Below are 23,229 nucleotides of genomic sequence, written 5' to 3' on the forward strand. Positions count from 1 at the left end.
CGTCGGGTCGGGAGGGGCTCGGAAGTGGAGGGGTCATGTGCATTCCCAGACGCTGCCGTTGTTGCGCGAGTCCAGGTAGATGTCGGCGACGTAGCCGTTCCCCGAGCCGGACGAGATCTTGGCCCAGACGTTGCTGGTGACCTTGTCGTACGGGTGGGTCTCCGAGCTGCCCGTCGTCCGGCAGTGCACGGTGACGGCGCCCTGGTAGTTCGACGGGAACTGGCCGGCCCGTCCGCCGGTCTGGGTGCTGGGATCGTTGCGGATCGCGAGCGGGTCCGGGTCGTCGTCGTTGTGCGTGATGTTCATCGTCACGTCCGGCGGCGTCAGGTCGATCGTGCCGCTGGTGGCGGCGCCCGAGCCCGCCGCGTTGCTGGTGCTCACCGAGACGTCGTACTGCTTGCCGTTGTCCAGGCCGGTGATCGACCGGCTGGTGTTCTGCGTCGACCCGCTGCCGCCGGACCAGGTCACCGCGTAGGTGACACCCGACGCGCCGCCCGAGGGCGCCTTCCAGCTGACCTTCGCGCCGTGCCCGCCGCTGTTGTTGGTGACCTTGAGACTCTGCGGGGCGCCGGGGGCGACACAGGGGCGGACCGGGGCCGAGGACTTCGACTCCTTGCTCGCCGCTCCGGCCGCGTACTCCGCGACCACCGTGTAGCTGAACTCCGTGCCGCAGGCGCCGCCGTCGATCCGGAACGTGAAGGGCCCGTTCGGACCGACCTGGGACGGCGTCGCCGTCTGGCCGCCGCCCAGCCCCTTCAGCACGTAGCGCTGGGGGGTGAGCCCGGAGGCCGGCTGGAACGTCAGCGTGATGGAACCGTCGCCGGACTGGGCCTGCGGGGTGCCGGGCGTCTGCGGTTCCGGGCAGCCCGCCTCCCAGTTGATGGCGCAGTTCTTCGTCGGCGTCGCGGGCGGTGCCTGCGACGGCGGCGGCGTGGTGGCCGGCGCGTGCGTGGGCGGCCGGGTGGTGCCGGCCGGGCCCTTGCCCGGGCGGGTCGGCTGCTGCGCCTGGTGGGTCGGCCGGGAGGACGGGACGTTGTCCTCGACGGGCTTGTCGTTCTTCTTCCGGGCCGTCGGCACCTTGTCCGAGTACTTGCCGATGGTGTGGACGTCGCCGCCCGCGTTGATGACGGCGGCGGAGCTGTTGTTCTGGTCGTTGACCCACAGCAGGCCGTTGCGGACGAAGAGTTCCAGGTTGCCCGGCTTGCTCGTCACGTTCACCGAGTCCTGGAACGCCGAGCCCGCGGTGTCGTAGACGAGCAGGCGGCCGGTGGTCCCGTCCGGGATGTACACCTTCTTGCCCAGCACCTGCGGCGCGCCCAGCGCGTGCCCCTGGATCGGGACCTTCGCGTTGATGGACTGGCCGCTCGTGACGTCGACGAGCGCGAGCGCGCCGCTGTCGGAGGCCAGGATCGGCACCATCGGGCTGTCGGTCGAGGCGGGCACCAGGATCTTCCCCGGGGCGGAGTCGTTGATCCCGCCCTGGAGGTTGAAGGTCTGCTGGGTGCCGGCGACGCTCAGCACCTTGGTGACGGCGTCCGTGCGGTTGGTCACGACCGGCCGGCCCTGCGCCAGGGTGAGGACCAGGTCGTGGTCGGGCGCGGCGACCTTGACCTCGGCGCTCTTCGTCCCGTTCACGAACGGGACGACGGTGCCCTTGCCGGGCTGCGGCACCCAGAGCGTGCCCTGCGCGTCGACGGCCGCGGTGCCGAGCCCCGGGCCCAGCTGGACCTTGTCCCCGGTCGGGATTGTCAGCGCCGGGTCGATCCGCTGGACCGTGCCCTTGGCGGCGTCCACGACGTACGCGTACGTGCCGCCGGAGACGAGCTGCAGTCCGCTCTGGCCGTAGTTCGTCGACTGCTCCGCGGTGAGCTGGGAGGGGTCGATCCGGACGACCTTGCCGGTCTTGCGGTCCAGGACGAGGACCGTCTTCCCGTCCTGGGCGATCGTCACGGAGTGGCCGTTCATGCCCGGCAGCTTGACCTTGCCGTCCACGTCACCCGTCAGGCCGTTGGCGTGCGAGGCCTCACCCGATCCGCTGCTGTTCAGCCAGGCGCCGATGTCCGCGAGCCGCGGGATCGAGCCCGCGGCGCCGACGCCGAGGGCGATCGAACTGGCGATGAGGGCGCCGACGGCGCCGATCGCGAGATAGCCGGTGCTGCGGTTGCGGGTCGGGCGCACCGTCGTCCACAGGGCGGTGGCGGCGGAGCCGGCGCGCTGTCTCAGCACCGTTCCGCGACCCGGCGCCGGCGCCGTGGTGAGTGTCTCTTCGCTGAGCCTGCGCGGACGCAGCCCCCTCGTCGATCCGGCCCCCGACATATCCAACCCCGTCCCGCACCACAAGCCGTCGTCACTGAGCATTTGTCCTGGGACAGCAGGTTATCCGGGACGCGAGGGCGGTGTCAGGGGCGCCGGGCACCCCGTGACAAGCATGTGACGGTCCCCCGGCTACCGCCGGGAGGTGCCCCCACGGTTTCGGCCGGCGTGGTGCCTCACGGTCCGGCGATTCCCGACGGCCGCTCAGTGGCCCCCGTGGCCCGCCCAGGGGAGTGTCCGCGGTCTGGCGTACGCTGAGCTGGTCCGTCTTGTACCCCTTCGGAAGGGACAGCCCCGGTGCGCGACTACGCAGCCGTCCTCGATCGCGCCGCCGCCGGCGGCCGCATCACCCCGGAGGAGGCGCTGGACCTGTATCGCTCCGCCCCGCTGCACGCCCTCGGCTCGGCCGCCGACGCGGCGCGCCGCCTCCGGTACGCGGGTACCGAGCACATCGCGACGTACATCATCGAGCGGAACATCAACTACACGAACTCGTGCGTCACGGCGTGCAAGTTCTGCGCGTTCTACGCCGCGCCGCAGAGCGACAAGGTCTGGACGCGTGACATCGCGGACATCCTGCGCCGCTGCGCGGAGACCGTCGAGCTGGGCGGCACCCAGATCATGTTCCAGGGCGGCCACCACCCGGACTACGGCGTCGAGTACTACGAGGAGCACTTCGCCGCGATCAAGAAGGCGTACCCGCAGCTGGTCATCCACTCGCTGGGCGCGTCCGAGATCGAGCACATGTCGCGCATCTCCGGGGTGACGGCCGAGGAAGCGATCAAGCGCATCCACGCCGCGGGCCTCGACTCCTTCGCGGGGGCGGGCGCCGAGCTGCTGCCGGCCCGGCCGCGTACCGCCATCGCGCCGCTCAAGGAGTCGGGCGAGCGCTGGCTGGAGATCATGGAGATCGCGCACAACCTGGGTGTCGAGTCGACGTCCACGATGCTGATGGGCACCGGCGAGACGAACGCCGAGCGCATCGAGCACCTGCGCATGATCCGTGACGTACAGGACCGGACGGGCGGCTTCCGCGCCTTCATCCCGTACACCTACCAGCCGGAGAACAACAAGCTGAAGGGGCAGACGCAGGCCACGATCTTCGAGTACCTGCGGCTGATCGCGGTCGCCCGGCTCTTCCTGGACAACGTCGCCCACATCCAGGGCTCCTGGCTCACGGTCGGCAAGGAGGTCGGCCAGCTCTCCCTGCACTACGGGGCGGACGACCTCGGCTCGATCATGCTGGAGGAGAACGTGGTCTCCTCGGCCGGTGCCAAGCACCGCTCGAACCGCATGGAGATCATCCAGCTGATCCGTTCGGCGGGCCGCGTTCCGGCGCAGCGCGCGACCACGTACGAGCACCTCGTCGTGCACGACGACCCGGCCGACGACCCGGTCAACGACCACGCCGTCTCGCACCTGTCGTCGACGGCGATCGAGGGCGGCACGGCGCACCCCGAGCTGAAGCTGCTCGCAGCCAACTGAATGCTCACGATCCACATCGGGGACGGTGGCACCGGACGGGCGGTCGCCGTCTCCGGCGATCGGATCACGGCGGTCGGCACGGCCGACGAGGTGCGCGCGCTGTTCCCGGACGCGAGGGTGCGGGAATGGCGCGGCACGCTGGGCCCCGCCCTGGTGCACGCGGCCCCGGTGCCGGACGCGCCGAGTCCGCGTGAACGGATTCACGCCCTCTTGCGGCTCGGGGCGACGGCGGTCGTGGACGGGTATCTGACCGATCCCGCCCTGCGGGCCGCCGCCGCTCGCGGCGGTCTGGTCAGGGTGCCCGCCGGATCGGTGCCGCCCGAGCTGGTGACCGGCGGCCGGGCGGACCTGGCGGTGTTCGACGCCGGCGGCGGCTGCGTGGCCACGGTGGCCGGCGGACGGCTCGTGCACCGGAGGGCGTGACCGCCGCGGGCGTGGTGGACCAGCGCGATCAGGCTCAGCTGCAGGCGTGAGACGCCGCCCAGCTTGAAGCGCAGGCTGGCGACGTGCAGTTTCACCGTGCGTTCCGTGATGCCCAGTTCGGCGGCGAGCTCCCGGTTCGAGGCGCCGTCCCGCAGGCTCAGCAGCACCTCGTGCTCACGGCCCGTCAGATCCGGGATCAGCCGCAGCCCCGCCAGGACCGCGCTGCCGTAGGGGTGGGCGTCCTCCCGCGGTCCGGTCCCGCAGACCTCGCACACCGGGCAGAGCAGATGCACGGATTCCCCCCGGAAGCGTGGACTGGAGCACAAGGAAGGCTATATCAGCCCCACTCGGCCCAACAGTGAATCGGCCATCACCGCCGCCGGATCAGCCCCTCGGCCCGTCAGCCCACCAGCGAGTCGGCCAGCCGCATACGCGCCTGCTGCTGGTCCTTGAAGGTCTTCAGCGTTTCCGCGTTCTTCTCGATCAGCGCCTTCTGATAGGCGGACTCGACGGTGAACCAGACGCCCACGAGGTTCACCTGCCGCTTGCAGGCGACGTCGGAGGTGGCGACGGTGACCGCCTGCGGGCCCGACAGATCGGTCAGCTTCAGGGCGGTCGGCACACCCAGCGGCGACGGGACGCGGTAGCCGTGCCCGGCCATGCAGGCCGACCACTCCCGGACCGCCCCCACCACCCGGGAGTCCTGCCGCGACCGCTCGTTGGCCTCGACGTTGAGGTTCTGCGGGAACGTGATGTCGACGGCGGCGGCGTCGGGCGCGTAGAGCCGGAGCCCCGACTCGCCCGCGCAGCCCGCGACGGGGATCTTGACGCCGTTGACGACACCGGTGTTCTTCCCGGACGTCCTGGCCTTCTCCGCCTCCTCCAGGTTGCCCGGGAGGGACTTGGGGTCCAGGTCGGGCGGCCCGTCGAGGACCAGGGACTCATTGGTGCCACTGGCGGGGCGCGGGGCGCGGACCGGGGTCTGCCGCGGCGGGTCGCCGTAGCCGTAGCGGGCCGCCAGGGCCGGGCTGGACAGGCCGTAGCGGCGGCCGTTCTCGCCGTAGGCGTCCGTGGCCGTGGTGGAGTCCGGTGCGGTGTAGCGGAAGCCGTAGCGCCGCATGCACTGGTCGATCAGGATGTTCTGGGCCTTCTGCAGCTCCTGCCGCTGCTCCGCCGCGACGAGGTAGTCGTCCAGGGGGAACGTCAGCCCGTTGCTGTCGAGCAGCGCCGGCGGCGTGCCGACCGCCGGCTCCGCCCGGTCCCCGGACTTCCCCCCGTCGGACGCCGCGCCGGAGGCGGATCCGCAACCCGTGAGCCCCGTCAGGAGAACGGCGAGCAGGGCGAGGCAGGCGGCGGGTGCGGCGGCACGGCGGCTGGACATCTGCGGACTCCGGGTGACGGCGGGGGTGCGGGCCTGGCGGGATCTGTCGGGCAGGGCCTAGCCTGGGTTGGCGGACGAGATCTTGTTCTTGAAGTTGGTGCTGGCGTTGCTCCACGTGTACGCCGGGATCCATCCGTGGACGCCGGAGCGGTACGCGTCGGTCCAGACGCTCCACGTCTGCGCGTCCCGGTTCCAGTACGACTCGGTGTTGTCGTTGGGCGAGATGCTGGTGTTGGCGGCGTACCGGTCGCCGGCGAAGTTGTTGCCCGCGTAGTAGAGGTCGAAGAGCAGGTTGGTGCGGTTCTGGGCGTAGTAGAGGCCCAGTTCACCCGGCTCCAGGGTGCCGTCCTTGCCCAGGGCGTCGGCGGGCCCCGCGCAGACGAGCGAGGCGGTGCCGAGCGCGGCCAGGGCCAGGGTGGTGGCGAGTGTCCGGCGGAGAGCGGTGCGGTTGACGTGCGTCATGCGGCGTTCCTCCCTGATGCGTGGTGCGTGCGGTGGCCGCGATGGCGGCGCACTATGCGACCAGAGGTAAACGCGTTGTCTCTACTGTCCTTTGGGACAGTAGAGCGGATGTTCGACGACGGCTACGCTGATCGATCGTGCCCAGCGCAGACCGGACTCCGTTCCGTACCTTCCGCCGCCCGATCCCGCTGCTCCTGCCCGCGCTGCTGACCGTGGCGCTGGGTCTCGGCGGGTGCTCCACGGACTCCGGGAGCGCGGGTGACGGCAAGCCACGCAAGAGCGGCACCACCACGAGCGACCCCATCCCACCGGCTTTCCTGGCGGCGCTGCGGCAGGAGACGAAGTGCATGCGGGAGCACGGGATCGCGGACTATCCGGACCCCAGCCCGACGAACGGCGAGTTCACGTACCCCGCCGCGCTCGGCGAGAAGCTCAAGCTGGACCCGGCCACCGCCGCCATCTGGCACACCTGCCAGGCGAAGTCCGGCGGCGACGGGATCCAGGGTGGCTGACGCTCCCGCACCGCTCCTGGCCCGGCGCCGCCTCTGGGTGATCGCCGTCGCGGTGGGCGCTCTGGCGGTCTCCGGCTCGGCCGCCGGCGCGTCGCTGGTCATCAAGTCGCCCGGCCAGGCCGCCGCGGAGCGCGCGGCACCCGCCCCCGACCTGCTGACCGCGCCGGTGGAGCGCCGGGTGCTCAAGGACTCGGTGATCCTGCGCGGCACGGTGCGGGCCGGGCAGTCGGTGGACGTCTCACCCTCCGTCACGCCGGGGGAGGGAACCGGTACCCCGGTCGTGACGAAGCTGCTGGTGGCTCCCCGCGCGATGGTGACCGACGGCAAGGTGCTGCTGGAGGTGTCCGGGCGGCCGGTGTTCGCCCTGCGCGGCGCGCTGCCGGTGTACCGGGACCTGAAACCGGGCGCGACCGGCGGCGACGTCGCCCAACTGCAGCGCTCCCTCGCGGAACTCGGCCACCGGTCGGGGGACGACCCCGCCGGGACCTTCGGACCCGGGACGAAGGCGGCGCTGACGGGGTTCTACGCCTCGATCGGCTACGACCCGCTGCCGGCCCACACGGACGGCGGAGCGGCGGTGAAGGCGGCGCGGGACGCCGTGGTCGCGGCCGAACGCGCCCTCCAGGACGCGCAGGACGCCCAGGACGAGATGGCCGCGGCGAACGAGCCGTTCCTGTCCCCGACCGCGAAGCCGGGAGGCGGCGGCCGCGCGACCGGGAACCCGTCGGCCGGGAAGCCCGCCACCGGCAAGGCCGCCAAGCGGGCCGTGCAGCGGGCCCGGGAGGACCTGGGCAGCGCGCGGACGGACCTCGCGGCGGTCCTCACCACCGACGGACCGATGCTGCCGGCGGGCGAAGTGGTCTACCTGGACGGCTTTCCGGCCCGGGTGGACGCCATCCCCGCGCACGTGGGGTCGAAGGTGTCGGGGTCCGCGGTCATGACCGTGTCGGCCGGGGCGCTGGTGGTGCGGGGCACGCTGCAGGAGTACCAGAAGGGGCTGGTACGGCCTGGGCAGCGGGTCCAGATCCTGTCGGAGGTCAGCGGGGTGACCGCGACGGCGACCGTGGTCTCGGTCGCCACGACGGTCGACAGCGGGCAGGCGGCGGGAGCCACGTCGCAGGACCAGCAGATCCAGCAGGGCCAGCAGGGCCAGCAGGGCCAGAGCCAGGACCAGCAGTCGCAGGAGCAGGGCGGCCCCTCGGGGCAGCGCGGCTATCCGCTGGTGGTCCGCCCCGACCAGCCGCTGGACCCGCAACTCGCCGGGCAGGACGTCCGGCTGACCGTCGAGGCCGCCTCGACCGACGGTATGGCGCTCGTCGTCCCCGTCACCGCGATCTCGGCCGGCGCGGACGGCCGCACGGTCGTCACGGTCGTCGCGAAGGCGGGCGCGCAGCGCCGGGTGGAGGTCCGGCCGGGCACGACCGGGGACGGCTTCGTGGAGGTCGTCCCGGTGGGGAGCGGCGCGCTGGCGGAAGGCGACCGGGTCGTCACCGGGGTCAAGGGCGCCCCGGCCAAAGGTGCGTCCGAGGGCGCCTCCAGTGGCAGCTGAGGTACTCCCGGCCTCGATTCCCGCGGTCATCGAACTGCGGCGGGCGGGGCTCACCTACCCGGGGCCGCCGCCGGTCGCCGCGCTCACCGACTGCGACCTGACCGTCGGAGCGGGCGAGTTCGTCACCGTCGTCGGGCCCTCCGGCTCGGGCAAGTCCACCTTCCTCAACATCGTGGGCCTGCTCGACGTGCCCACCTCCGGCAGCTACCTGCTCGACGGCATCGACACCGGCGCGCTCAAGGACGCCGACCGCACCGCGCTGCGCGGCCGGCGCATCGGGTTCGTCTTCCAGTCCTTCCACCTCCTGCCGTACCGCACCGCCGTCGAGAACGTCCGGCTCGCCCTGCTGTACAGCGGCGTGCCGCGCGCCGAGTCCCACGAGCGGGCCCGGGAGGCGCTGGCCAGGGTGGGTCTCGACCACCGGCTGGACGCCGTGCCCACCCGGCTCTCCGGCGGTGAGCAGCAGCGGGTGGCCATCGCGCGGGCCCTGGTGTCCAAGCCGTCGCTGCTGCTCTGCGACGAGCCGACCGGCAACCTCGACACCGCCACTGCGGGCGCGATCCTGGGCCTGCTCGACGAGTTGCACGCCGACGGCATGACGGTCGTCGTGATCACCCACGACCCGCTGGTGGCCGCCCGCGGCGCGCGCGCCCTCGCGATCCGCGACGGCGTGCTGACCGAACGGGCCGCGGTGTGAGGTGGAGGTTCGGTGCGGGCCGCGGGGGGCGCGAACGGTGTCCCGTCGAGCCGTCCGTGCTCCCGCCGCGCGAGCTGCTCTCCGAGTCGCTCGCCGGGATGCTGCAGCGCCCCGGCCGCTCCGTGCTCACCGCGCTCGGCACGGTCCTCGGCGTCGGCACCTTCGTGGCGATCCTCGGACTGACGGCCACCACGTCCTCGCAGATCGACTCCCGCTTCGACCTGCTCACCGCGACCGAGGTGACGATCGAGGACGTCAGCATCCAGCAGAACGCGTTCGCGGGCCCGGTCTTCCCGGCCGACGCCGACGACCGGATCGGCCGGCTCGGCGGCGTGGAGCACGCGGGGGTGTACTGGGCGGTGCACCCCGCCGGCAGCGCCACCGTCCGCTCCTCGCCCGTGGGCGCGGCCTCCGACGGCGAGGAGATCGGCATCGTCGCCGCGTCCCCCGGCGCGCTCCTCGCGGCGGACCCGCACCTCGCGCAGGGCAGGCTCTACGACGACTACCTGTCGCGGAGCGCGCAGCCGGTCGTCGTGATCGGCTCGGGCATCGCCGCCCGCCTCGGCATCACCACGCTGGAGACGTATCCGGCGGTCTTCATCGGCGACCAGCCGTTCACCGTGGTCGGGATCATCGACGACACCCGCCGCAAGGCCGACCTCCTGCTGTCGGTGATCGTGCCGCGCACCACCGCCGAGCGGGTCTGGGGCCCGCCGAAGGGCGGCGACGCCAGGATGCTGGTCGCCACCCGGATCGGCGCCGCGGGACAGATCGCCGACGAGGCCCCGACCGCGCTGCGCCCGGACCACCCCGAGTACCTGAAGGCCGTCCCGCCGCCCGACCCCCGCACGCTGCGCGGCACCGTCACGGGCGACCTCAACCAGCTCTTCCTCCTCCTCGCGGCGATCTGCCTCGTCATCGGGGCCGTGGGCATCGCCAACACCACGCTGGTCGCCGTCCTGGAACGCACCGGCGAGATCGGGCTGCGCCGCGCCCTCGGGGCGCGGGGCCGGCACATCACCGCCCAGTTCCTGGCGGAGTCCGGCGCCCTCGGGGCGCTGGGCGGGCTGGTGGGCACCGGCCTCGGCGGCCTCACGGTCGTGATCGTCGCCGTCGCACGGGACTGGACGCCCGTCGTCCATCCGGCGACAGTCGTCGTCGCCCCGGTGATCGGTCTGCTCACGGGCCTGCTCGCCGGCCTCTACCCGGCCCTGCGGGCCTCGCGGATCCAGCCCGCGGAGGCCCTGCGCCGCTGACCGGCGGGTGCTCCTGCGGGTGGCCGCTGCGGGGGCGGCCGGGCGCGGGGTGGAGAATGGGCCCGTGACCCGAGCCTCCCTGGAAAAGCAGCCGCACGAAGTCGCCGCGATGTTCGACGACGTAGCCGCCAAGTACGACCTGACGAACGACGTGCTGTCCCTCGGCCAGGCCCGGCTGTGGCGCAAGGCCGTCGCGCAGGCCCTCGACGTCCGGCCCGGCGAGCGCGTGCTCGACCTCGGTGCCGGCACCGGCACCTCCTCACTGCCCTTCGTCGAGGCGGGCGCCCAGGTCGTCCCGTGCGACTTCTCCGTCGGCATGCTGCGCGAGGGCAAGAAGCGCCACCCGTCCCTGCCGCTCACGGCGGGCGACGCGACCAGGCTGCCGTTCGCCGACGGCGTCTTCGACGCGGTCACCATCTCCTTCGCGCTGCGCAACGTGCACGACACGGACGCGGGCCTGCGCGAGATGCTGCGCGTCACCAAGCCGGGCGGGCGGGTCGTGATCTGCGAGTTCAGCAGCCCGACGTTCAAGCCGTTCCGCACCGTCTACACCGAGTACCTGATGCGGGCCCTGCCGCCGGTCGCGACCGCCGTGAGCAGCAACCCGGACGCGTACGTCTACCTCGCCGAGTCGATCCGCGCCTGGCCCGACCAGGCGGCGCTCGCCTCCCGGCTCCAGGGGGCCGGCTGGTCCAAGGTCGCCTGGCGCAACCTCACCGGCGGTGTCGTCGCGCTGCACCGGGCGGCCAAGATCGGTCAATAGCCGCGCAGTTGTGAGGGCGGTGACAATAAACTCCGGGGTCTGAACGAGGACGGCGGTCTCGACGGCCGTTCCCCGACGGCTGTTCCCACAGCCGTCCCGACACCCGTTCCCGACCTCCGGAGTGCCCCATGCCGTTCTGCCCCGCCTGCGGCGACGCGTCGGCGGACGATGCGCGTTTCTGCCGGAGATGCGGCCGTGACCTGGGGGCGCCGCCGATACCGGCGCAACCGCCGGCCGAGGACCAGGTTCCGCGGGCCGAGGGGCAGGCGCCACCGGTCCCGGGGCAGGCGCCACCGGTTCCCGGGCAGCCACCGAGCCCGCCGAGCCCGCCGCCCCCGTACAGCGGGCCGTCCTACGGGCCGCCCGCGTCCGGGCCGCCGGTCTACGCCCCGCCCGCCTACGCGCCGCCGCCGTACGCACCGTCGCCCTACGCCGCGGTGCCGCAGGCGCCCTCGCCTGTGGCCCTGTTCCTGCGCCGTACCGTCTCCGGCGACTGGACGGGACCGCTGAAGGCGGCTCTGTGGCCGACCGCGGTGCTGCTGGTGTTCGCCGCGGTGCTGGCGACGCAGTCCAACCGGCAGCTCGACACGGCCGAGGTCGGCTACGGCACGAGGCTGCGCTGCTACCTCGCCATGGTCCTCCAGGGCGTGGGCGGCGTCCTCGGCGTGAAGCTCTGGTCGAACGACAGCGATTCGTCCTACGACGACTCCGACTCGACCGCCGCCCCCCTCCTGAGCTCGACGACGCAGGACGCCATCACCCTGTCGGTCGTGCCGCTCGTGGTCACCGTCCTGTGGGCGCTCGCCCTCGTCCTGGCCCTGCGCCACCTGCGCCGCACCCAGACCGGCGCCGAGGCGGCGATCCGGGTCGCGGTGGTCTGCGCGGTCGCCGCTCTCGTCCTGGCGCTCTTCGCCCAGCCGGACTACACCGTGTCGGAGGAGAACTCCGGGGGCCGCGTCGAGGTCTCGTCGGGGCCGTTCACCGTGCTCCTGTGGGCCTTCGTGCTCAGCCTGCTGGTGGGCCTGTTCGTCCTGTGCCGCGACCGGTGGGACGGGCCGTCGGCCACCAGCCCGGGACTGGCCGCCGCGGCCCGCGCCCTGCGGGCAGCGATGCTGGCGCTCGGCACCGGCGTGGCTCTCTGCGCCGTCATCGTCCTGATCGTCCTGTCCTACCACTCCGACGAGATGAACAGCGGGGCGTGGACGGGCGTCACGATCCTGGTCCTGAACGGCGGGGTCTCGGCCCTGGGCCTCGCCTGGGGAGTGCCGGTCGAAGCGACCCGCTCGGGAACGAGTTACGACACCGAGCGGTTCGGCCTGTCGGACCTGGACAAGTTCAACAACGGCTGGGCCGTTCCCGGGGCCGTGGCCGCGGGCGTGGTCTGCGCCCTGATCCTCGGCCTCGTGGCCGTCCGCCTCTGTGCCGACCGGCGCGAGCAGTGGCTGGCCGCCGGCTTCCACGCGGGGCTCTTCGTCCTGCTGATCGCGCTCGGGGGCGCGGAGGCCGATTACACGGAGGGCAGCAGGTCCGTGACGGTGGGGGCCGCATCCCTCGTTCCCGAGGCGCTGCTCTTCGGCTTGCTGTGGTCCTTCGGCGGGGTCCTGGCGGTGACGTTCTTCCTGCGGGTGCGCGAGGGCGGGCAGGGCGGGTGGGGCGGCTACCCACCCGGGCACGCGCCCGCCTACCCGCCGGGCTACGGGCAGCCGGGCTATGGACAGCCCGGCCACGGACAGCCGGGCCCGCAGCCGCAGGACCAGCCGTCGGAGGACCCGCGGACACACCACCTGCAGCCGTACGAGGAGCGGCCGCACGGCGCGCCGCCCGCCGGCGGCTTCGGCGAACCGGAACTCCTGCTGGATCTCAACGCCCCGCCCGGGAAGCCGGCCCGCGCGCCCCGCAACCGGCTGCTCGTGATCGGTCTGATCATGCTCGGCGCCTTCGCGATCGGGGGCGCGGCCGCCGCGGGCGTGATGCTGTACAACCGCGACGACGACAAACCGGCCGAACCCGGCTCGTCCACGTCCTCGCCCGCCGTCCCCGGCGACGAGGCCAGTCCGTCCGACAGCGCCAGTCCGTCCGACGACGGGAGTCCGTCCGACGGTTCGAGCCCGTCCGACGACGCGAGCCCGACCGACAGCACGGCGGACACGCCCTTCGGCAGCCCGACCGACGACCCGACCGGCGGCGCGTCCGACAACCCGGCCGGCCTCCCCAGCGGCTCCGTCTGAGGCACACCGTGAGCCGCCCGTCCGGATCCGCACCGAGAGCCGCCGCTCGCCTCCGGGCGGCGGCCTCATAGACTCGGTCGGAGCCAAGACCCCTCGCCGAGACCGGAGAGCCCACCGTGACCGACACCGCCCTGTCCGAGAACAAGGCCGATGTGATCGTCGTCGGCGCCGGGCCCGCCGGTTCGACGACCGCGTACTACCTGGCCAAGGCGGGACTCGACGTCCTGCTCCTCGAGAAGACCGCGTTCCCGCGCGAGAAGGTCTGCGGCGACGGGCTGACCCCCCGCGCCACGAAGCAGCTCGTCGGGATGGGCATCGACATCTCCGAAGAGGCCGGGTGGCTCCGCAACAAGGGGCTGCGCATCATCGGCGGCGGCGTCCGCCTCCAGCTCGACTGGCCGGAGCTGGCCTCGTACCCGGACTACGGACTCGTCCGCAAGCGCGAGGACTTCGACGAGCTGCTCGCCCGTCAGGCCCAGAAGGCCGGCGCCCGGCTGCACGAGCGCTGCAACGTCGGTGCCCCGATCCGCGACGAGCGCACGGGCCACATCATCGGCGTCGAGGCGAAGCTCGGCGAGGAGAAGACCCCGGTCACCTTCCACGCGCCGCTGGTCGTGGCCGCCGACGGCAACTCGACGCGGCTCTCCCTGCACATGGGTCTGCACCGCCGCGAGGACCGCCCGATGGGCGTGGCCGTCCGCACGTACTTCACCTCGCCCCGCCACGACGACGACTACCTCGAATCCTGGCTGGAACTCTGGGACAAGCGCGGCACCGAGGACCGGCTGCTGCCCGGCTACGGCTGGATCTTCGGCATGGGCGACGGCACGAGCAACGTCGGCCTCGGCATCCTCAACTCGTCGAGCGCCTTCAAGGAGCTGGACTGGCGCGAGGTCCTCAAGACCTGGTGCGCCTCGATGCCCGCCGACTGGGGCTACACCGAGGAGAACCAGGTCGGCCCCATCCGCGGCGCCGCCCTCCCGATGGCCTTCAACCGCCAGCCGCACTACACCAAGGGCCTGCTGCTCGTCGGCGACGCCGGCGGCCTCGTCAACCCGTTCAACGGCGAGGGCATCGCCTATGCGATGGAATCCGGTCAGATCGCCGCCGACGTCATCGTCCAGGCCAACGCCCGCCAGACTCCCGCCCAGCGCGAACTGGCCCTGCAGAACTACCCGCGCATCCTCAAGGAGACGTACGGCGGCTATTACACGCTGGGCCGCGCCTTCGTGAAGCTGATCGGCAACCCGCGGGTGATGAAGGTCATCACCCAGCGCGGTCTCACCCACCCGGTCCTGATGAAGTTCACGCTCAAGATGCTCGCCAACCTGACCGACCCGACTGGCGGCGACGCGATGGACCGCATCATCAACGGTCTGAGCAAGGTGGCTCCGAACTCCTAGCTCGTGGGGTGTCGGGCGAACCGCGCGGGCGTGGTGCCCACGTGCCGCCGGAAGTGCCGGTTCAGGTGCGCCTGGTCGTAGAACCCCACCTCGGTGGCGATCTCGGCCGGGCGCCCGCCCGCGAGCAGCAGCTGCCGCGCCCGGTCGATGCGCAGCCCGGTCAGGTACACGTGCGGCGGCAGGCCGTACGTCTGCTTGAAGCAGCGGATCAGATGGGTGGGGTGGGAGCGCAGCAGCGCGCTCGCCTCGTGCAGGGAGATGCCTTCCGCCACCCGGGCGTCGAGCAGTTCGCGCAGCGAGACGGCCAGCCGGGCCGCTTCCTGGCCGGGCCGGCGGGTGCGGCCTGTGGCCAGGTGGACGTTCAGCCGCTCCCGGACGAAGGCCAGCCGGGACTCGCCCTCGAAGGCGTCCCCCGCGCGGCCGAGGGAGTCGTGCAGCTGCCCGATGCGGTGGCGCAGCAGCCCGTCGGTGAGGACGGGACGGTCGACGGCGGTGCCGGTCAGGGTCTCGGGCAGCACGCTTCTGTCGAGGTACAGCACCCGTTTGCGGAAACCGGCGGGAGTCGCGGTCCGGCCGTCGTGGAACACGTTGGGCGGCAGCAGCAGCGCCACGGTGTCGGTCCCGGAGGCGCCGTGCCGGTGCCGGTCGAGGCCGAAGTCCACCGACCCGTCGTCGACGATCATCAGCGTCCACGTGTCATGCGTGTGCGCGGGATAGGCGTGGTCCAGGAAGTGCGCGTGGAAGACCTCGCTGATGCCCGGGACCGCCGGCCGCCAAGCGGTGATGTCACCCATGCGAGGAACGTACAAGACCGCCGGTGACGCGCCGCGGCACGCTCAGGGGAACCAGCCGATCAGAGAGGCCTTCCCATGACCATGCCCGAGACCGCCCTGCCGCCCGTCGTGAACATCGCCGCCGCGCTCGGCCGGTTCAGCGAGCAGTGGGCGCAGCGCCGGATCGCCGGCGTGAACGACTACGACGTCAAAGTCGCCAAGCTGGAGGGTGAGTTCGTCTGGCACAGCCACGAGGACACCGACGAGCTGCTGCTCGTCGTCAGCGGCCGGCTCACGGTCCGCTTCCGGGCGGGGGACGTGTTCCTCGATCCGGGGGAGTTCGTGGTCGTCCCGCGCGGGGTGGAGCACTGCACGGCCGCGGAGGAGGAGACGGCCATCCTGCTGCTGGAGCCCGCCGGGGTCGTCAACACCGGCGACGCGGGCGGAGCGATGACGAAGGCCGCGCGCGAGTTGGAGGGCTGAGAGCTGCTGACGCGCGCCGGGAGGCGGGTACCGCCGCCCCGGCGCGTCCGTCATACGTCCGCTGGTGCGGGTCAGTCCTTGACGACGCCGGAGGCGGAGATGGTGACCTTGGCGGAGGTCTTGCCGCTGCGCGAGCCGTAGCCCTCGATCTTCGTCACCAGGTCCTGGCTGGCCTGGTCGGCGACCTCGCCGAAGACGACGTGCTTGCCGTCCAGGTGCGGGGTGGCCACGGTGGTGATGAAGAACTGCGAGCCGTTGGTGTTCGGCCCGGCGTTCGCCATCGACAGCAGGCCCGGCTTGGTGTGCTTGCGGGTGAAGTTCTCGTCCGCGAACTTCGCGCCGTAGATGCTCTTGCCGCCGGTGCCGTCACCGCGGGTGAAGTCGCCGCCCTGGAGCATGAAGCCCGGGATGACGCGGTGGAACGAGGAGCCCGCGTAGCCGAAGCCCTGCTCGCCGGTGGCGAGGGCGCGGAAGTTCTCGGCGGTCTTGGGCGCCACGTCGTCGTACAGGTTGAAGGTGATGCGCCCGGCGGGGGCGTCGTCGATGGTGATGTCGAAGTACACGCTGATGGTCATGCCCCCCATCCTGACACCCCGACCCCCCACCAGCCGATTCCCGCCCCCCCAGCACGCCCCCCGTCTGCTGTGACCTGCCCTTTCACAGGGTGAACCAGACGAACTTCCCCGGCCCCGCGTCGGTGGCCCGCACCCCCCACTCGGTGGCACAGTCCCCGATGAGCGCCAGCCCCCGCCCCGACTCGTCACCCCCCTCGGCCGCCCGCCCGGCGGGCAGCCCGGGCGCGGAGTCGTGCACGAGGACGCGCAGCGTCCCGGAGGCGTCGGCCCGGGTCCATTCGGCGGACAGCGTGACGGGTATCGAACAGCCGCTGCTGTGGCACGCGTTGACGGCGTTGGTCACGACCTCGGACGTCAACAGCAGCGCGGTATCGGTGAGATCGTCCCGCCGCGCACTCCGCAGAAGCGCGCGCACGGCCTCACGAGCGGACCGCACCCAGACGGGATCGGGCGGGAAGACGAGAGAAAAGTCGGGTCCTGGCATGACGCGATGCCTCCGGGTGTCCGGTTGCCCTCAAGGTATTGACGTGGGGTCAACTCGCCCTGGAGTAGCGGTGTGGCTCCGCCGCAAGGGGGCGAGTTGGTCAGACGGTAGAGAACAGCGTGTAGCGATTGCAACCTAATCGCCGGAAGTGCTCCGAACGAGTGGACCGCGCCCCCGGCCGACGGGCAGACTGCGCATGATCCGTCGAGGAGGTAGTGATGGGCCTGAGGTCCAACCCGTCGCAACGGCAGCGCCGCTTGGGTGCCGAACTGCGCAGGCTTCGCGAGTTGAGCGGCATGTCCGCCACCGACGCCGGAGCCCTCGCCGGGCTGGGTCGCGCCCACATGAGCCACATCGAAATGGGACGTACGGCCATCCCCGAGGAAAAACTGCGCGCCCTGGCGGATGCCTATGGTTGCAACAGTCGGACCTTGGTCGATGCGCTGGTTGAGATGGGACAGGCGACAGGCAAGGGATGGTGGACGGAATTCCGCGACTCCCACTCCGCGCCCGCGCTCGACCTGGCCGAAATTGAGGCCGATTGCACGGCTCATCGGAGCTTCGAGTGGGTCTTCGTGCAGGGTCTGCTGCAGACGCCCGAGTACATGCGTGCCCTGTTCGAGATCGGCAACCGCGACGCCGGCTCAGACGAGCTGGACCGGGCGGTGGATTTCCGGCTCCGGCGACAGCAGATCCTCAAAGGCGGCTCACGCAGGAGGCTGCACATGGTGATCCACGAAGCCGCGCTGCACATGCAGTTCGTAGGCGCCGACATCATGCGCCACCAGATCGAGCACCTTGTCGAGCTGGCCCGGCTTCCGGACATCCGGATCCAGATCCTGCCCTTCAGCGCCCAGACCTACCCGGCGGCCTTCGGCACGCCCTTCGCTCTGTTCGATTCGGTGGCGCCCGAGCTGGGCACCGTCTACGTGGAGCATCCCGTGGCACCGCTCTTCCTCGGCGAACCGGATCACCTGACCGAGTTCACGGATGCGTTCGAACGGCTGAGTACGGTGGCCCTACCACCGCTCGACCCCGAACCCGAGTCCAAGTTTTACGCACGGAGGGACTCCCTGGGGCTGGTTCAGCACCTGCTCTACCGCATGTGAGAGGGAGATCAATGACGGATCGGATCTGGCAGAAGTCGAGTTTCAGTGGCACGGGGATATCCGACAACTGCCTCGAAGTGATGGCCGCCCCCACGGGCCAAGTCCACTTCCGTGAGAGCGACCGCCCCGGCGAGATCCTCACCACCACGCCCGCCCGTTGGGCGGCGTTCCTGCGAAGGATCAAGGCTGACGAGGTCGGCGCGTTGTAGCCGGCTGGGGCGCGGTGGCTGAGGTCAGAGCCCCGCGAAGTGGTGCGTCTGCGCGGGGAGGGGGGAGGCTCCCGGCGCTGCGCGCCTGCCGGTGGGCAGGCCCGCTGCGCGGCCCGCGCGCCTCGAAGCACAGCGAACCCAGCTCGTGCCCCGGCGTCAGACGGACGTCGGAGTCCAGTGCGGCGGCCAGCGTGCGGAGCAGCACTATCGTCGGCTCGGTGCCGCCTTCTTCGATGCACTCGATGTCGTCCTGCGTCATGCCGGCCCGCGCCGCCAGCTCTCCCGTGCTGAGGCCGAGGGCCTCGCGGCGGTCATACAGGGCTTTGCCGAACGCCAGGGACTCTCGGATCGCGATCCGCTCGGGATCCTCGGCCTCAAGGCCGGAGGGAACCCAGCGGGTGTGCCGGCTTGCCATTACGCCTCCCGCCAACTCGCCCACTGGTCATTCCTTCCACCCCAAACCCCTCATCCGCCGCCGGACGAACAACGGTGAGGAGTGACCAGGAGTAACGGCGCAACCTTCTCAACGCCAGGGTCCGCCCACCCGAAAGGGCCGCCGGCCCGAGCGGTGGGGCGGCGGCCCTTTGTGGGGGGAAGCGGGGGAGCGGGGTGGGTCAGGCGACGCGGGTGGCGAAGTCCGGGGTGGACCAGCTCATGTCGTGGACGCCGATGCCCGTCTCCGGGTTCGCGGCGTCGAGGTACTGGTCGCCGCCGATGTAGACGCCGACGTGGTAGGCGCTGCCCTGGCCGCCCCAGAAGACCAGGTCGCCGACCTGGAGGGAGCTGATGGACACCGGGGTGCCGGTGTTCGACTGCTCCTGGGAGGTGCGCGGGAGGTCCACGCCGATCGTCTTGAACGCCGCCTGGGTCAGGCCCGAGCAGTCGTACGAGGACGGGCCGGTGCCGCCCATGACGTACGCCTTGCCGACCTGCGCCTGCAGGAAGCTGATGACGCTCGCGATGCTGCCGCTCGCCTGGGAGGCGGCAGAGGTCGCCTTCGAGGACGAGGACGACGAGGAGTCGCTGGAGGAGGTCACCGAAAGCTTGGTGCGCTCCGAGAAGCGGGAAGCGGCCTGGGAGGCGGCCTCGCGCTCGTCAGCGGCCTTGGCGGCGGCAGCCTCGGCGGCGGCGGCCTTCTTCACCTCGGCCCGCTTGGCCGCGGCTGCGGTCTTCCTGGCCTCGGCGGTCGCGCTGTCCTCGGCGGCCCGCAACTTCAGCTGGACGACCGTCTGGTCGAGAGCTGCTGCGGCCTGCGCGGCGGAGGCGGTGGTGCTGAGTGCGGGCGTCTGCTCGGCGGTCGTCGTGGTGTCGGCCGGCGCGGGCGGGGTGTTCCGGTGCTCGGCCATGGCCGGAGCGGCCGCGCCACTGAGCGCGAGCGCACTGACGACGCCGCCGACGATTCCGGCCCGGCGGACCCAGTTCGGGTTACCGGGAGCGGCGTGCCGTCGGCGGCGTATATGCGATTCGGACCTGGTCGTCCGGTTCAGGTTTGGGGACATGTGGTCCTGGCTATCAGGATGCGACGGTTCCGTTCAACAAAGGTGGGATGCGACACAGTTGTCGTGTGCACGGCCGAATGTCCTTATTTGGATCTTGCTCACCGGAGCCATATGTCCGACTCGTTCCGTTGGTCCCACCGGGGCGGCGCCGAGCGCTCGTGAGTCGGTTCACGTGCGTCAGCGGGACCTTCGTCCCGTTCACCCCTAGGGGGGCGACCGGCGCTATCACGCCATTCGGTCCAGGGCGAATTTGCCTCCTGCGAGGGGCGCTTGATAATGCGCGCGCCGCTGTGACCAGGGGTAACGCGAGTGAATGTGACGTCAAGTGATTGTTTGTGCCGCATGCGGTGCAAGATCACCGCTCATCAGCCTTCATGATCATTCGTCAGGTGGTGGAGATCACAAAGCCGTTGACCCACCCCGTGTCGCAGATCACAGACCGGCGGGCATAAGATGCAGGCGGCTTGGGCTTGTGAACTGCCTCACATAGGCGCGATCTTCAGATGAACGCGATCTGATAGCGATCTTCGTGAGCCGGACGCGACCCGAGTGCACGGTCCCTCCCCTGGCGGGGGGACCCCCACGCAGTCATCGGCGACTGGAAGGAGCGGGGGACGGTGAACGCCTATGCGCCCATCCTCGTGTTGGGCGGCCTCGGGGCCGGCTTCGCGATCTTCTCCGTGATCACGGCCTCGATCGTCGGACCGAAACGGTACAACCGGGCCAAACAGGAAGCCTATGAGTGCGGCATCGAGCCCACTCCGCAGCCGATCGGCGGCGGGCGCTTCCCCATCAAGTACTACCTGACGGCGATGCTCTTCATCGTCTTCGACATCGAGATCGTCTTCCTCTATCCCTGGGCCGTCACGTTCGACTCCCTGGGGATTTTCGGGCTCGTGGAGATGCTCCTCTTCGTGCTCACCGTCTTCGTCGCCTACGCATACGTGTGGCGGCGCGGCGGCCTGGAATGGGACTAGGGGACAAGGGGTCAACGCATGGGTATCGAAGAAAAACTGCCGAGTGGATTCCTGCTGACCACGGTGGAGTCCGCTGCGGGCTGGGTGCGTAAGGCGTCGGTCTTCCCGGCCACCTTCGGCCTCGCCTGCTGTGCCATCGAGATGATGACGACCGGGGCCGGGCGCTATGACCTGGCCCGTTTCGGTATGGAGGTCTTCCGCGGCTCGCCGCGGCAGGCGGACCTGATGATCGTGGCCGGCCGGGTCAGCCAGAAGATGGCGCCGGTGCTGCGGCAGGTCTATGACCAGATGCCGAATCCCAAGTGGGTCATCTCCATGGGGGTTTGTGCTTCTTCGGGTGGAATGTTCAACAATTATGCCATCGTGCAAGGTGTTGACCATATTGTCCCCGTTGATATCTATTTGCCCGGCTGCCCGCCCCGGCCCGAGATGCTCATGGACGCGATCCTCAAGCTCCACCAGAAGATCCAGGGCGAGAAGCTCGGCGTGAACCGTGAGGAGGCGGCCCGCGAAGCGGAGTCCGCCGCCCTCAACGCGCTCCCGCTGATCGAGATGAAGGGGCTGCTGCGGTGACAGACGCCAACGGCACCAACCCCGACCGCGACATGCAGGCCGACAACCTCCCCGGCCAGCGCAGCGAGGCGGGCGAGGTCATCGGCCACCGCCGGGGCATGTTCGGCGCCAACAACGGCGGCGACACCTCCGGCTACGGCGGCCTCGTCAGGACCGTCCGGCTGCCAGGACCGGCCCACCGGCCCTACGGCGGCTGGTTCGACGAGGTGGCCGACGAGCTGGAGGGCGCGCTGGAGGAGCAGGGACTGCTCCCCTCCAACGCGATCGACCGGACCGTCATCGAGCGTGACGAGCTGACCTTCCACATCGCCCGCGAGCACCTCCTGCAGGTCGCCAAGACCTGCCGCGACGATCCGGCGCTGCGCTTCGAGCTCTGTACGGGCGTGAGCGGGGTGAACTACCCCGAGGACAAGGGCCGCGAGCTGCACGCCGTCTACCACCTGCGTTCGATCACCCACAACCGGCTGATCCGGCTGGAGGTGAGCGCCCCCGACAGCGACCCGCACATTCCGTCGATCGTCTCGGTGTACCCGACGAACGACTGGCACGAGCGTGAGGCGTACGACTTCTTCGGCATCGTCTTCGACGGCCACCCCGCCCTCACGCGGATCATGATGCCGGACGACTGGCCCGGCCACCCGCAGCGCAAGGACTACCCGCTCGGCGGCATCCCCGTCGAGTACAAGGGCGCCCAGATCCCGGCTCCCGACCAGCGGAGGTCGTACTCCTGATGAGCACTCACCACGCACCCGCTCAGGCGGAGGAACGCGACACCACCGAAGGCCGGGTCTTCACCGTCACCGGTGGCGACTGGGACGAGCTGGCCGAGAGCGTCGGCAGGTCCGACGACGAGCGCATCATCGTCAACATGGGGCCGCAGCACCCGTCCACCCACGGGGTGCTCCGGCTGATCCTGGAGATCGACGGCGAGACGGTCACCGAGGCCCGGTCGGGCATCGGCTACCTGCACACCGGCATCGAGAAGAACATGGAGTACCGGACGTGGACCCAGGGGTCCACGTTCGTGACGCGCATGGACTACCTCACGCCGTTCTTCAACGAGACGGCGTACTGCCTCGCGGTGGAGAAGCTGCTCGGCGTCACCGAGCAGGTGCCGGACCGGGCGAGCGTCATCCGCGTGCTGCTGATGGAGCTGAACCGGCTCTCCTCGCACCTGGTCTGCATCGCCACCGGCGGTATGGAACTCGGCGCCACGACGATCATGATCTACGGGTTCCGCGACCGTGAACTGATCCTGGACGTCTTCGAGCTCATCACCGGCCTGCGGATGAACCACGCGTACATCCGGCCGGGCGGCCTCGCCCAGGACCTGCCGCCGGGCGCGGTGGACCAGATCCGCGAGCTCGTGAAGAAGATGCGCAAGAACCTTCCCGAGTACGACAAGCTCGCCACCGGCAACCCGATCTTCAAGGCCCGGATGGAAGAGGTCGGCTACCTGGACCTGGCCGGCTGCATGGCGCTCGGCGCCACCGGGCCGATCCTGCGCGCCGCGGGCCTGCCGCACGACCTGCGCAAGTCGCAGCCGTACTGCGGCTACGAGGGCTACGACTTCGAGGTCCCGACGGCCGACACCGCCGACTCCTACGGCCGCTTCCTGGTCCGCCTGGAGGAGATGCGGCAGTCGCTGCGCATCGTCGAGCAGGCCCTGGACAAGCTGGCGCCGGGACCGGTGATGGTCGAGGACAAGAAGATCGCCTGGCCCGCGCAGCTCGCGCTCGGCCCGGACGGCCTCGGCAACTCGCTCGACCACATCAAGAAGATCATGGGCACCTCGATGGAGTCCCTGATCCACCACTTCAAGCTGGTCACCGAGGGCTTCCGGGTCCCGCCGGGCCAGGCCTACACCGCGGTGGAGTCGCCCAAGGGCGAGCTGGGCGTGCACGTCGTCAGCGACGGCGGCACCCGCCCCTTCCGAGTCCACTTCCGGGACCCGTCCTTCACCAACCTGCAGTCCATGGCGGCGATGTGCGAGGGCGGCCAGGTCGCCGACGTCATCGTGGCCGTGGCGTCCATCGACCCCGTGATGGGAGGCGTCGACCGATGACCGACGTCAG

General features: G+C 71.1%; 24 protein-coding genes and 1 pseudogene. 16 read left to right on the forward strand and 9 right to left on the reverse strand.

The features are described 5' to 3' along the window. Positions 1–33 precede the first annotated feature (33 nt). A complete protein-coding gene (locus O3X23_RS22860) occupies positions 34–2,226 on the reverse strand; it encodes a fibronectin type III domain-containing protein (RefSeq protein WP_269273350.1) in 2,193 nt (730 codons plus the stop codon). A gap of 384 nt (positions 2,227–2,610) precedes the next feature. Here O3X23_RS22860 and mqnC point away from each other — a divergent pair, with 384 nt between their 5' ends. Together mqnC and O3X23_RS44225 are read left to right on the forward strand one after the other, a co-directional pair. Next, the gene (gene mqnC / locus O3X23_RS22865) at positions 2,611–3,798 is read left to right on the forward strand and encodes a cyclic dehypoxanthinyl futalosine synthase (RefSeq protein ID WP_269273351.1); all 1,188 of its coding nucleotides are present in this window, start codon (positions 2,611–2,613) and stop codon (positions 3,796–3,798) included. Then, positions 3,799–3,903 (forward strand): annotated as a pseudogene (locus tag O3X23_RS44225) (imidazolonepropionase-like domain-containing protein); the annotation flags it as partial. It lies immediately after the preceding gene. Positions 3,904–3,998: 95 nt separating this feature from the next. Here the strand turns inward: O3X23_RS44225 and O3X23_RS43955 are convergent. From O3X23_RS43955 to O3X23_RS22885, 3 genes are all read right to left on the reverse strand, one after another. Continuing rightward, positions 3,999–4,514 carry a helix-turn-helix domain-containing protein gene (locus O3X23_RS43955; RefSeq protein ID WP_331283933.1) on the reverse strand — a complete coding sequence of 172 codons (516 nt, stop codon included), beginning with the start codon at positions 4,512–4,514 and terminating at the stop codon, positions 3,999–4,001. A 107-nt stretch (positions 4,515–4,621) separates the two neighbouring features. Then, the gene (locus O3X23_RS22880) at positions 4,622–5,602 is read right to left on the reverse strand and encodes a hypothetical protein (protein WP_269273353.1); all 981 of its coding nucleotides are present in this window, start codon (positions 5,600–5,602) and stop codon (positions 4,622–4,624) included. A gap of 57 nt (positions 5,603–5,659) precedes the next feature. Beyond that, positions 5,660–6,064: a peptidase inhibitor family I36 protein gene (locus tag O3X23_RS22885; protein ID WP_269273354.1), complete on the reverse strand. Its 405-nt coding sequence runs from the start codon at positions 6,062–6,064 to the stop codon at positions 5,660–5,662. A gap of 137 nt (positions 6,065–6,201) precedes the next feature. Between O3X23_RS22885 and O3X23_RS22890 the strand changes: the two genes are divergently transcribed. The 7 genes from O3X23_RS22890 (at position 6,202) to O3X23_RS22920 (ending at position 14,472) form a co-directional block, all read left to right on the forward strand. Further along, the gene (locus O3X23_RS22890; RefSeq protein WP_269273355.1) at positions 6,202–6,576 is read left to right on the forward strand and encodes a hypothetical protein; all 375 of its coding nucleotides are present in this window, start codon (positions 6,202–6,204) and stop codon (positions 6,574–6,576) included. Beyond that, the gene (locus tag O3X23_RS22895; protein WP_269273356.1) at positions 6,569–8,125 is read left to right on the forward strand and encodes a peptidoglycan-binding protein; all 1,557 of its coding nucleotides are present in this window, start codon (positions 6,569–6,571) and stop codon (positions 8,123–8,125) included. The genes O3X23_RS22890 and O3X23_RS22895 overlap by 8 nt, the downstream gene beginning before the upstream one ends. Next, positions 8,115–8,822 (forward strand): ABC transporter ATP-binding protein, encoded by a 708-nt coding sequence (locus O3X23_RS22900; RefSeq protein WP_269273357.1) that lies wholly within the window; start codon positions 8,115–8,117, stop codon positions 8,820–8,822. Before O3X23_RS22895 ends, O3X23_RS22900 begins: the two co-directional genes overlap by 11 nt. Positions 8,823–8,920: 98 nt before the next feature. Beyond that, a complete protein-coding gene (locus tag O3X23_RS22905) occupies positions 8,921–10,078 on the forward strand; it encodes an ABC transporter permease (protein WP_269273407.1) in 1,158 nt (385 codons plus the stop codon). 64 nt (positions 10,079–10,142) lie between these two features. Further along, positions 10,143–10,841: a demethylmenaquinone methyltransferase gene (locus O3X23_RS22910; protein WP_269273358.1), complete on the forward strand. Its 699-nt coding sequence runs from the start codon at positions 10,143–10,145 to the stop codon at positions 10,839–10,841. 128 nt (positions 10,842–10,969) lie between these two features. Further along, the gene (locus O3X23_RS22915; protein WP_269273359.1) at positions 10,970–13,069 is read left to right on the forward strand and encodes a zinc ribbon domain-containing protein; all 2,100 of its coding nucleotides are present in this window, start codon (positions 10,970–10,972) and stop codon (positions 13,067–13,069) included. A 116-nt stretch (positions 13,070–13,185) separates the two neighbouring features. Beyond that, complete coding sequence (locus O3X23_RS22920) at positions 13,186–14,472, forward strand: geranylgeranyl reductase family protein (protein ID WP_269273360.1); 1,287 nt, start codon at positions 13,186–13,188, stop codon at positions 14,470–14,472. Here the strand turns inward: O3X23_RS22920 and O3X23_RS22925 are convergent. Beyond that, positions 14,469–15,266: a helix-turn-helix domain-containing protein gene (locus tag O3X23_RS22925; protein WP_269273361.1), complete on the reverse strand. Its 798-nt coding sequence runs from the start codon at positions 15,264–15,266 to the stop codon at positions 14,469–14,471. The two genes, O3X23_RS22920 and O3X23_RS22925, sit on opposite strands and share 4 nt — an antisense overlap. 75 nt (positions 15,267–15,341) lie before the next feature. On the opposite strand from O3X23_RS22925, the gene O3X23_RS22930 reads away from it, so the two are divergent. Further along, positions 15,342–15,728 (forward strand): cupin domain-containing protein, encoded by a 387-nt coding sequence (locus tag O3X23_RS22930; protein WP_269273362.1) that lies wholly within the window; start codon positions 15,342–15,344, stop codon positions 15,726–15,728. Positions 15,729–15,799: 71 nt separating this feature from the next. On the opposite strand, the gene O3X23_RS22935 is transcribed toward O3X23_RS22930, so the two are convergent. Further along, positions 15,800–16,303, reverse strand: a complete 504-nt coding sequence (locus tag O3X23_RS22935) for a peptidylprolyl isomerase (RefSeq protein WP_269273363.1) — start codon at positions 16,301–16,303, stop codon at positions 15,800–15,802. Positions 16,304–16,385: 82 nt separating this feature from the next. After that, on the reverse strand, positions 16,386–16,787 hold the full coding sequence (locus O3X23_RS22940; RefSeq protein ID WP_269273364.1) for an ATP-binding protein: 402 nt from the start codon (positions 16,785–16,787) through the stop codon (positions 16,386–16,388). Positions 16,788–17,005: 218 nt separating this feature from the next. Between O3X23_RS22940 and O3X23_RS22945 the strand changes: the two genes are divergently transcribed. Both O3X23_RS22945 and O3X23_RS22950 read left to right on the forward strand, forming a co-directional pair. Further along, entirely contained in the window at positions 17,006–17,896 is an 891-nt protein-coding gene (locus tag O3X23_RS22945) for a helix-turn-helix domain-containing protein (RefSeq protein ID WP_269273365.1), read from the forward strand. An 11-nt stretch (positions 17,897–17,907) separates the two neighbouring features. Then, positions 17,908–18,105: a DUF397 domain-containing protein gene (locus tag O3X23_RS22950; RefSeq protein WP_269273366.1), complete on the forward strand. Its 198-nt coding sequence runs from the start codon at positions 17,908–17,910 to the stop codon at positions 18,103–18,105. Here the strand turns inward: O3X23_RS22950 and O3X23_RS22955 are convergent. After that, positions 18,077–18,520 carry a helix-turn-helix domain-containing protein gene (locus O3X23_RS22955; RefSeq protein WP_269273367.1) on the reverse strand — a complete coding sequence of 148 codons (444 nt, stop codon included), beginning with the start codon at positions 18,518–18,520 and terminating at the stop codon, positions 18,077–18,079. The genes O3X23_RS22950 and O3X23_RS22955 overlap by 29 nt on opposite strands. Positions 18,521–18,719: 199 nt before the next feature. Next, positions 18,720–19,592: a C40 family peptidase gene (locus O3X23_RS22960; protein ID WP_443047942.1), complete on the reverse strand. Its 873-nt coding sequence runs from the start codon at positions 19,590–19,592 to the stop codon at positions 18,720–18,722. A 629-nt stretch (positions 19,593–20,221) separates the two neighbouring features. Here O3X23_RS22960 and O3X23_RS22965 point away from each other — a divergent pair. Genes O3X23_RS22965 through O3X23_RS22980 form a run of 4 tightly spaced genes read left to right on the forward strand, consistent with a single transcriptional unit; the run spans position 20,222 to position 23,219 of the window. Next, positions 20,222–20,581, forward strand: coding sequence for an NADH-quinone oxidoreductase subunit A (locus O3X23_RS22965; RefSeq protein WP_269273369.1), 360 nt, complete (start codon positions 20,222–20,224; stop codon positions 20,579–20,581). Between the two features lie 18 nt (positions 20,582–20,599). Then, positions 20,600–21,154 (forward strand): NuoB/complex I 20 kDa subunit family protein, encoded by a 555-nt coding sequence (locus O3X23_RS22970; protein ID WP_138357562.1) that lies wholly within the window; start codon positions 20,600–20,602, stop codon positions 21,152–21,154. Next, entirely contained in the window at positions 21,151–21,885 is a 735-nt protein-coding gene (locus tag O3X23_RS22975; RefSeq protein WP_269273370.1) for an NADH-quinone oxidoreductase subunit C, read from the forward strand. Before O3X23_RS22970 ends, O3X23_RS22975 begins: the two co-directional genes overlap by 4 nt. After that, a complete protein-coding gene (locus O3X23_RS22980) occupies positions 21,885–23,219 on the forward strand; it encodes an NADH-quinone oxidoreductase subunit D (protein WP_269273371.1) in 1,335 nt (444 codons plus the stop codon). Before O3X23_RS22975 ends, O3X23_RS22980 begins: the two co-directional genes overlap by 1 nt. Positions 23,220–23,229 lie beyond the last annotated feature (10 nt).

The organism is Streptomyces sp. H39-S7 (genome assembly GCF_027158205.1).
Lineage (GTDB): Bacteria > Actinomycetota > Actinomycetes > Streptomycetales > Streptomycetaceae > Actinacidiphila.

Bases quoted from the DNA above. Each gene is read 5' to 3' on its own strand.
- O3X23_RS22880 (WP_269273353.1), bottom strand. From the start codon at position 5,602: ATGTCCAGCCGCCGTGCCGCCGCACCCGCCGCCTGCCTCGCCCTGCTC.
- O3X23_RS22885 (WP_269273354.1), bottom strand. From the start codon at position 6,064: ATGACGCACGTCAACCGCACCGCTCTCCGCCGGACACTCGCCACCACC.
- O3X23_RS22905 (WP_269273407.1), top strand. From the start codon at position 8,921: ATGCTGCAGCGCCCCGGCCGCTCCGTGCTCACCGCGCTCGGCACGGTC.
- O3X23_RS22915 (WP_269273359.1), top strand. From the start codon at position 10,970: ATGCCGTTCTGCCCCGCCTGCGGCGACGCGTCGGCGGACGATGCGCGT.
- O3X23_RS22925 (WP_269273361.1), bottom strand. From the start codon at position 15,266: ATGGGTGACATCACCGCTTGGCGGCCGGCGGTCCCGGGCATCAGCGAG.
- O3X23_RS22930 (WP_269273362.1), top strand. From the start codon at position 15,342: ATGACCATGCCCGAGACCGCCCTGCCGCCCGTCGTGAACATCGCCGCC.
- O3X23_RS22935 (WP_269273363.1), bottom strand. From the start codon at position 16,303: ATGACCATCAGCGTGTACTTCGACATCACCATCGACGACGCCCCCGCC.
- O3X23_RS22940 (WP_269273364.1), bottom strand. From the start codon at position 16,787: ATGCCAGGACCCGACTTTTCTCTCGTCTTCCCGCCCGATCCCGTCTGG.
- O3X23_RS22945 (WP_269273365.1), top strand. From the start codon at position 17,006: ATGGGCCTGAGGTCCAACCCGTCGCAACGGCAGCGCCGCTTGGGTGCC.
- O3X23_RS22950 (WP_269273366.1), top strand. From the start codon at position 17,908: ATGACGGATCGGATCTGGCAGAAGTCGAGTTTCAGTGGCACGGGGATA.
- O3X23_RS22955 (WP_269273367.1), bottom strand. From the start codon at position 18,520: ATGGCAAGCCGGCACACCCGCTGGGTTCCCTCCGGCCTTGAGGCCGAG.
- O3X23_RS22970 (WP_138357562.1), top strand. From the start codon at position 20,600: ATGGGTATCGAAGAAAAACTGCCGAGTGGATTCCTGCTGACCACGGTG.
- O3X23_RS22980 (WP_269273371.1), top strand. From the start codon at position 21,885: ATGAGCACTCACCACGCACCCGCTCAGGCGGAGGAACGCGACACCACC.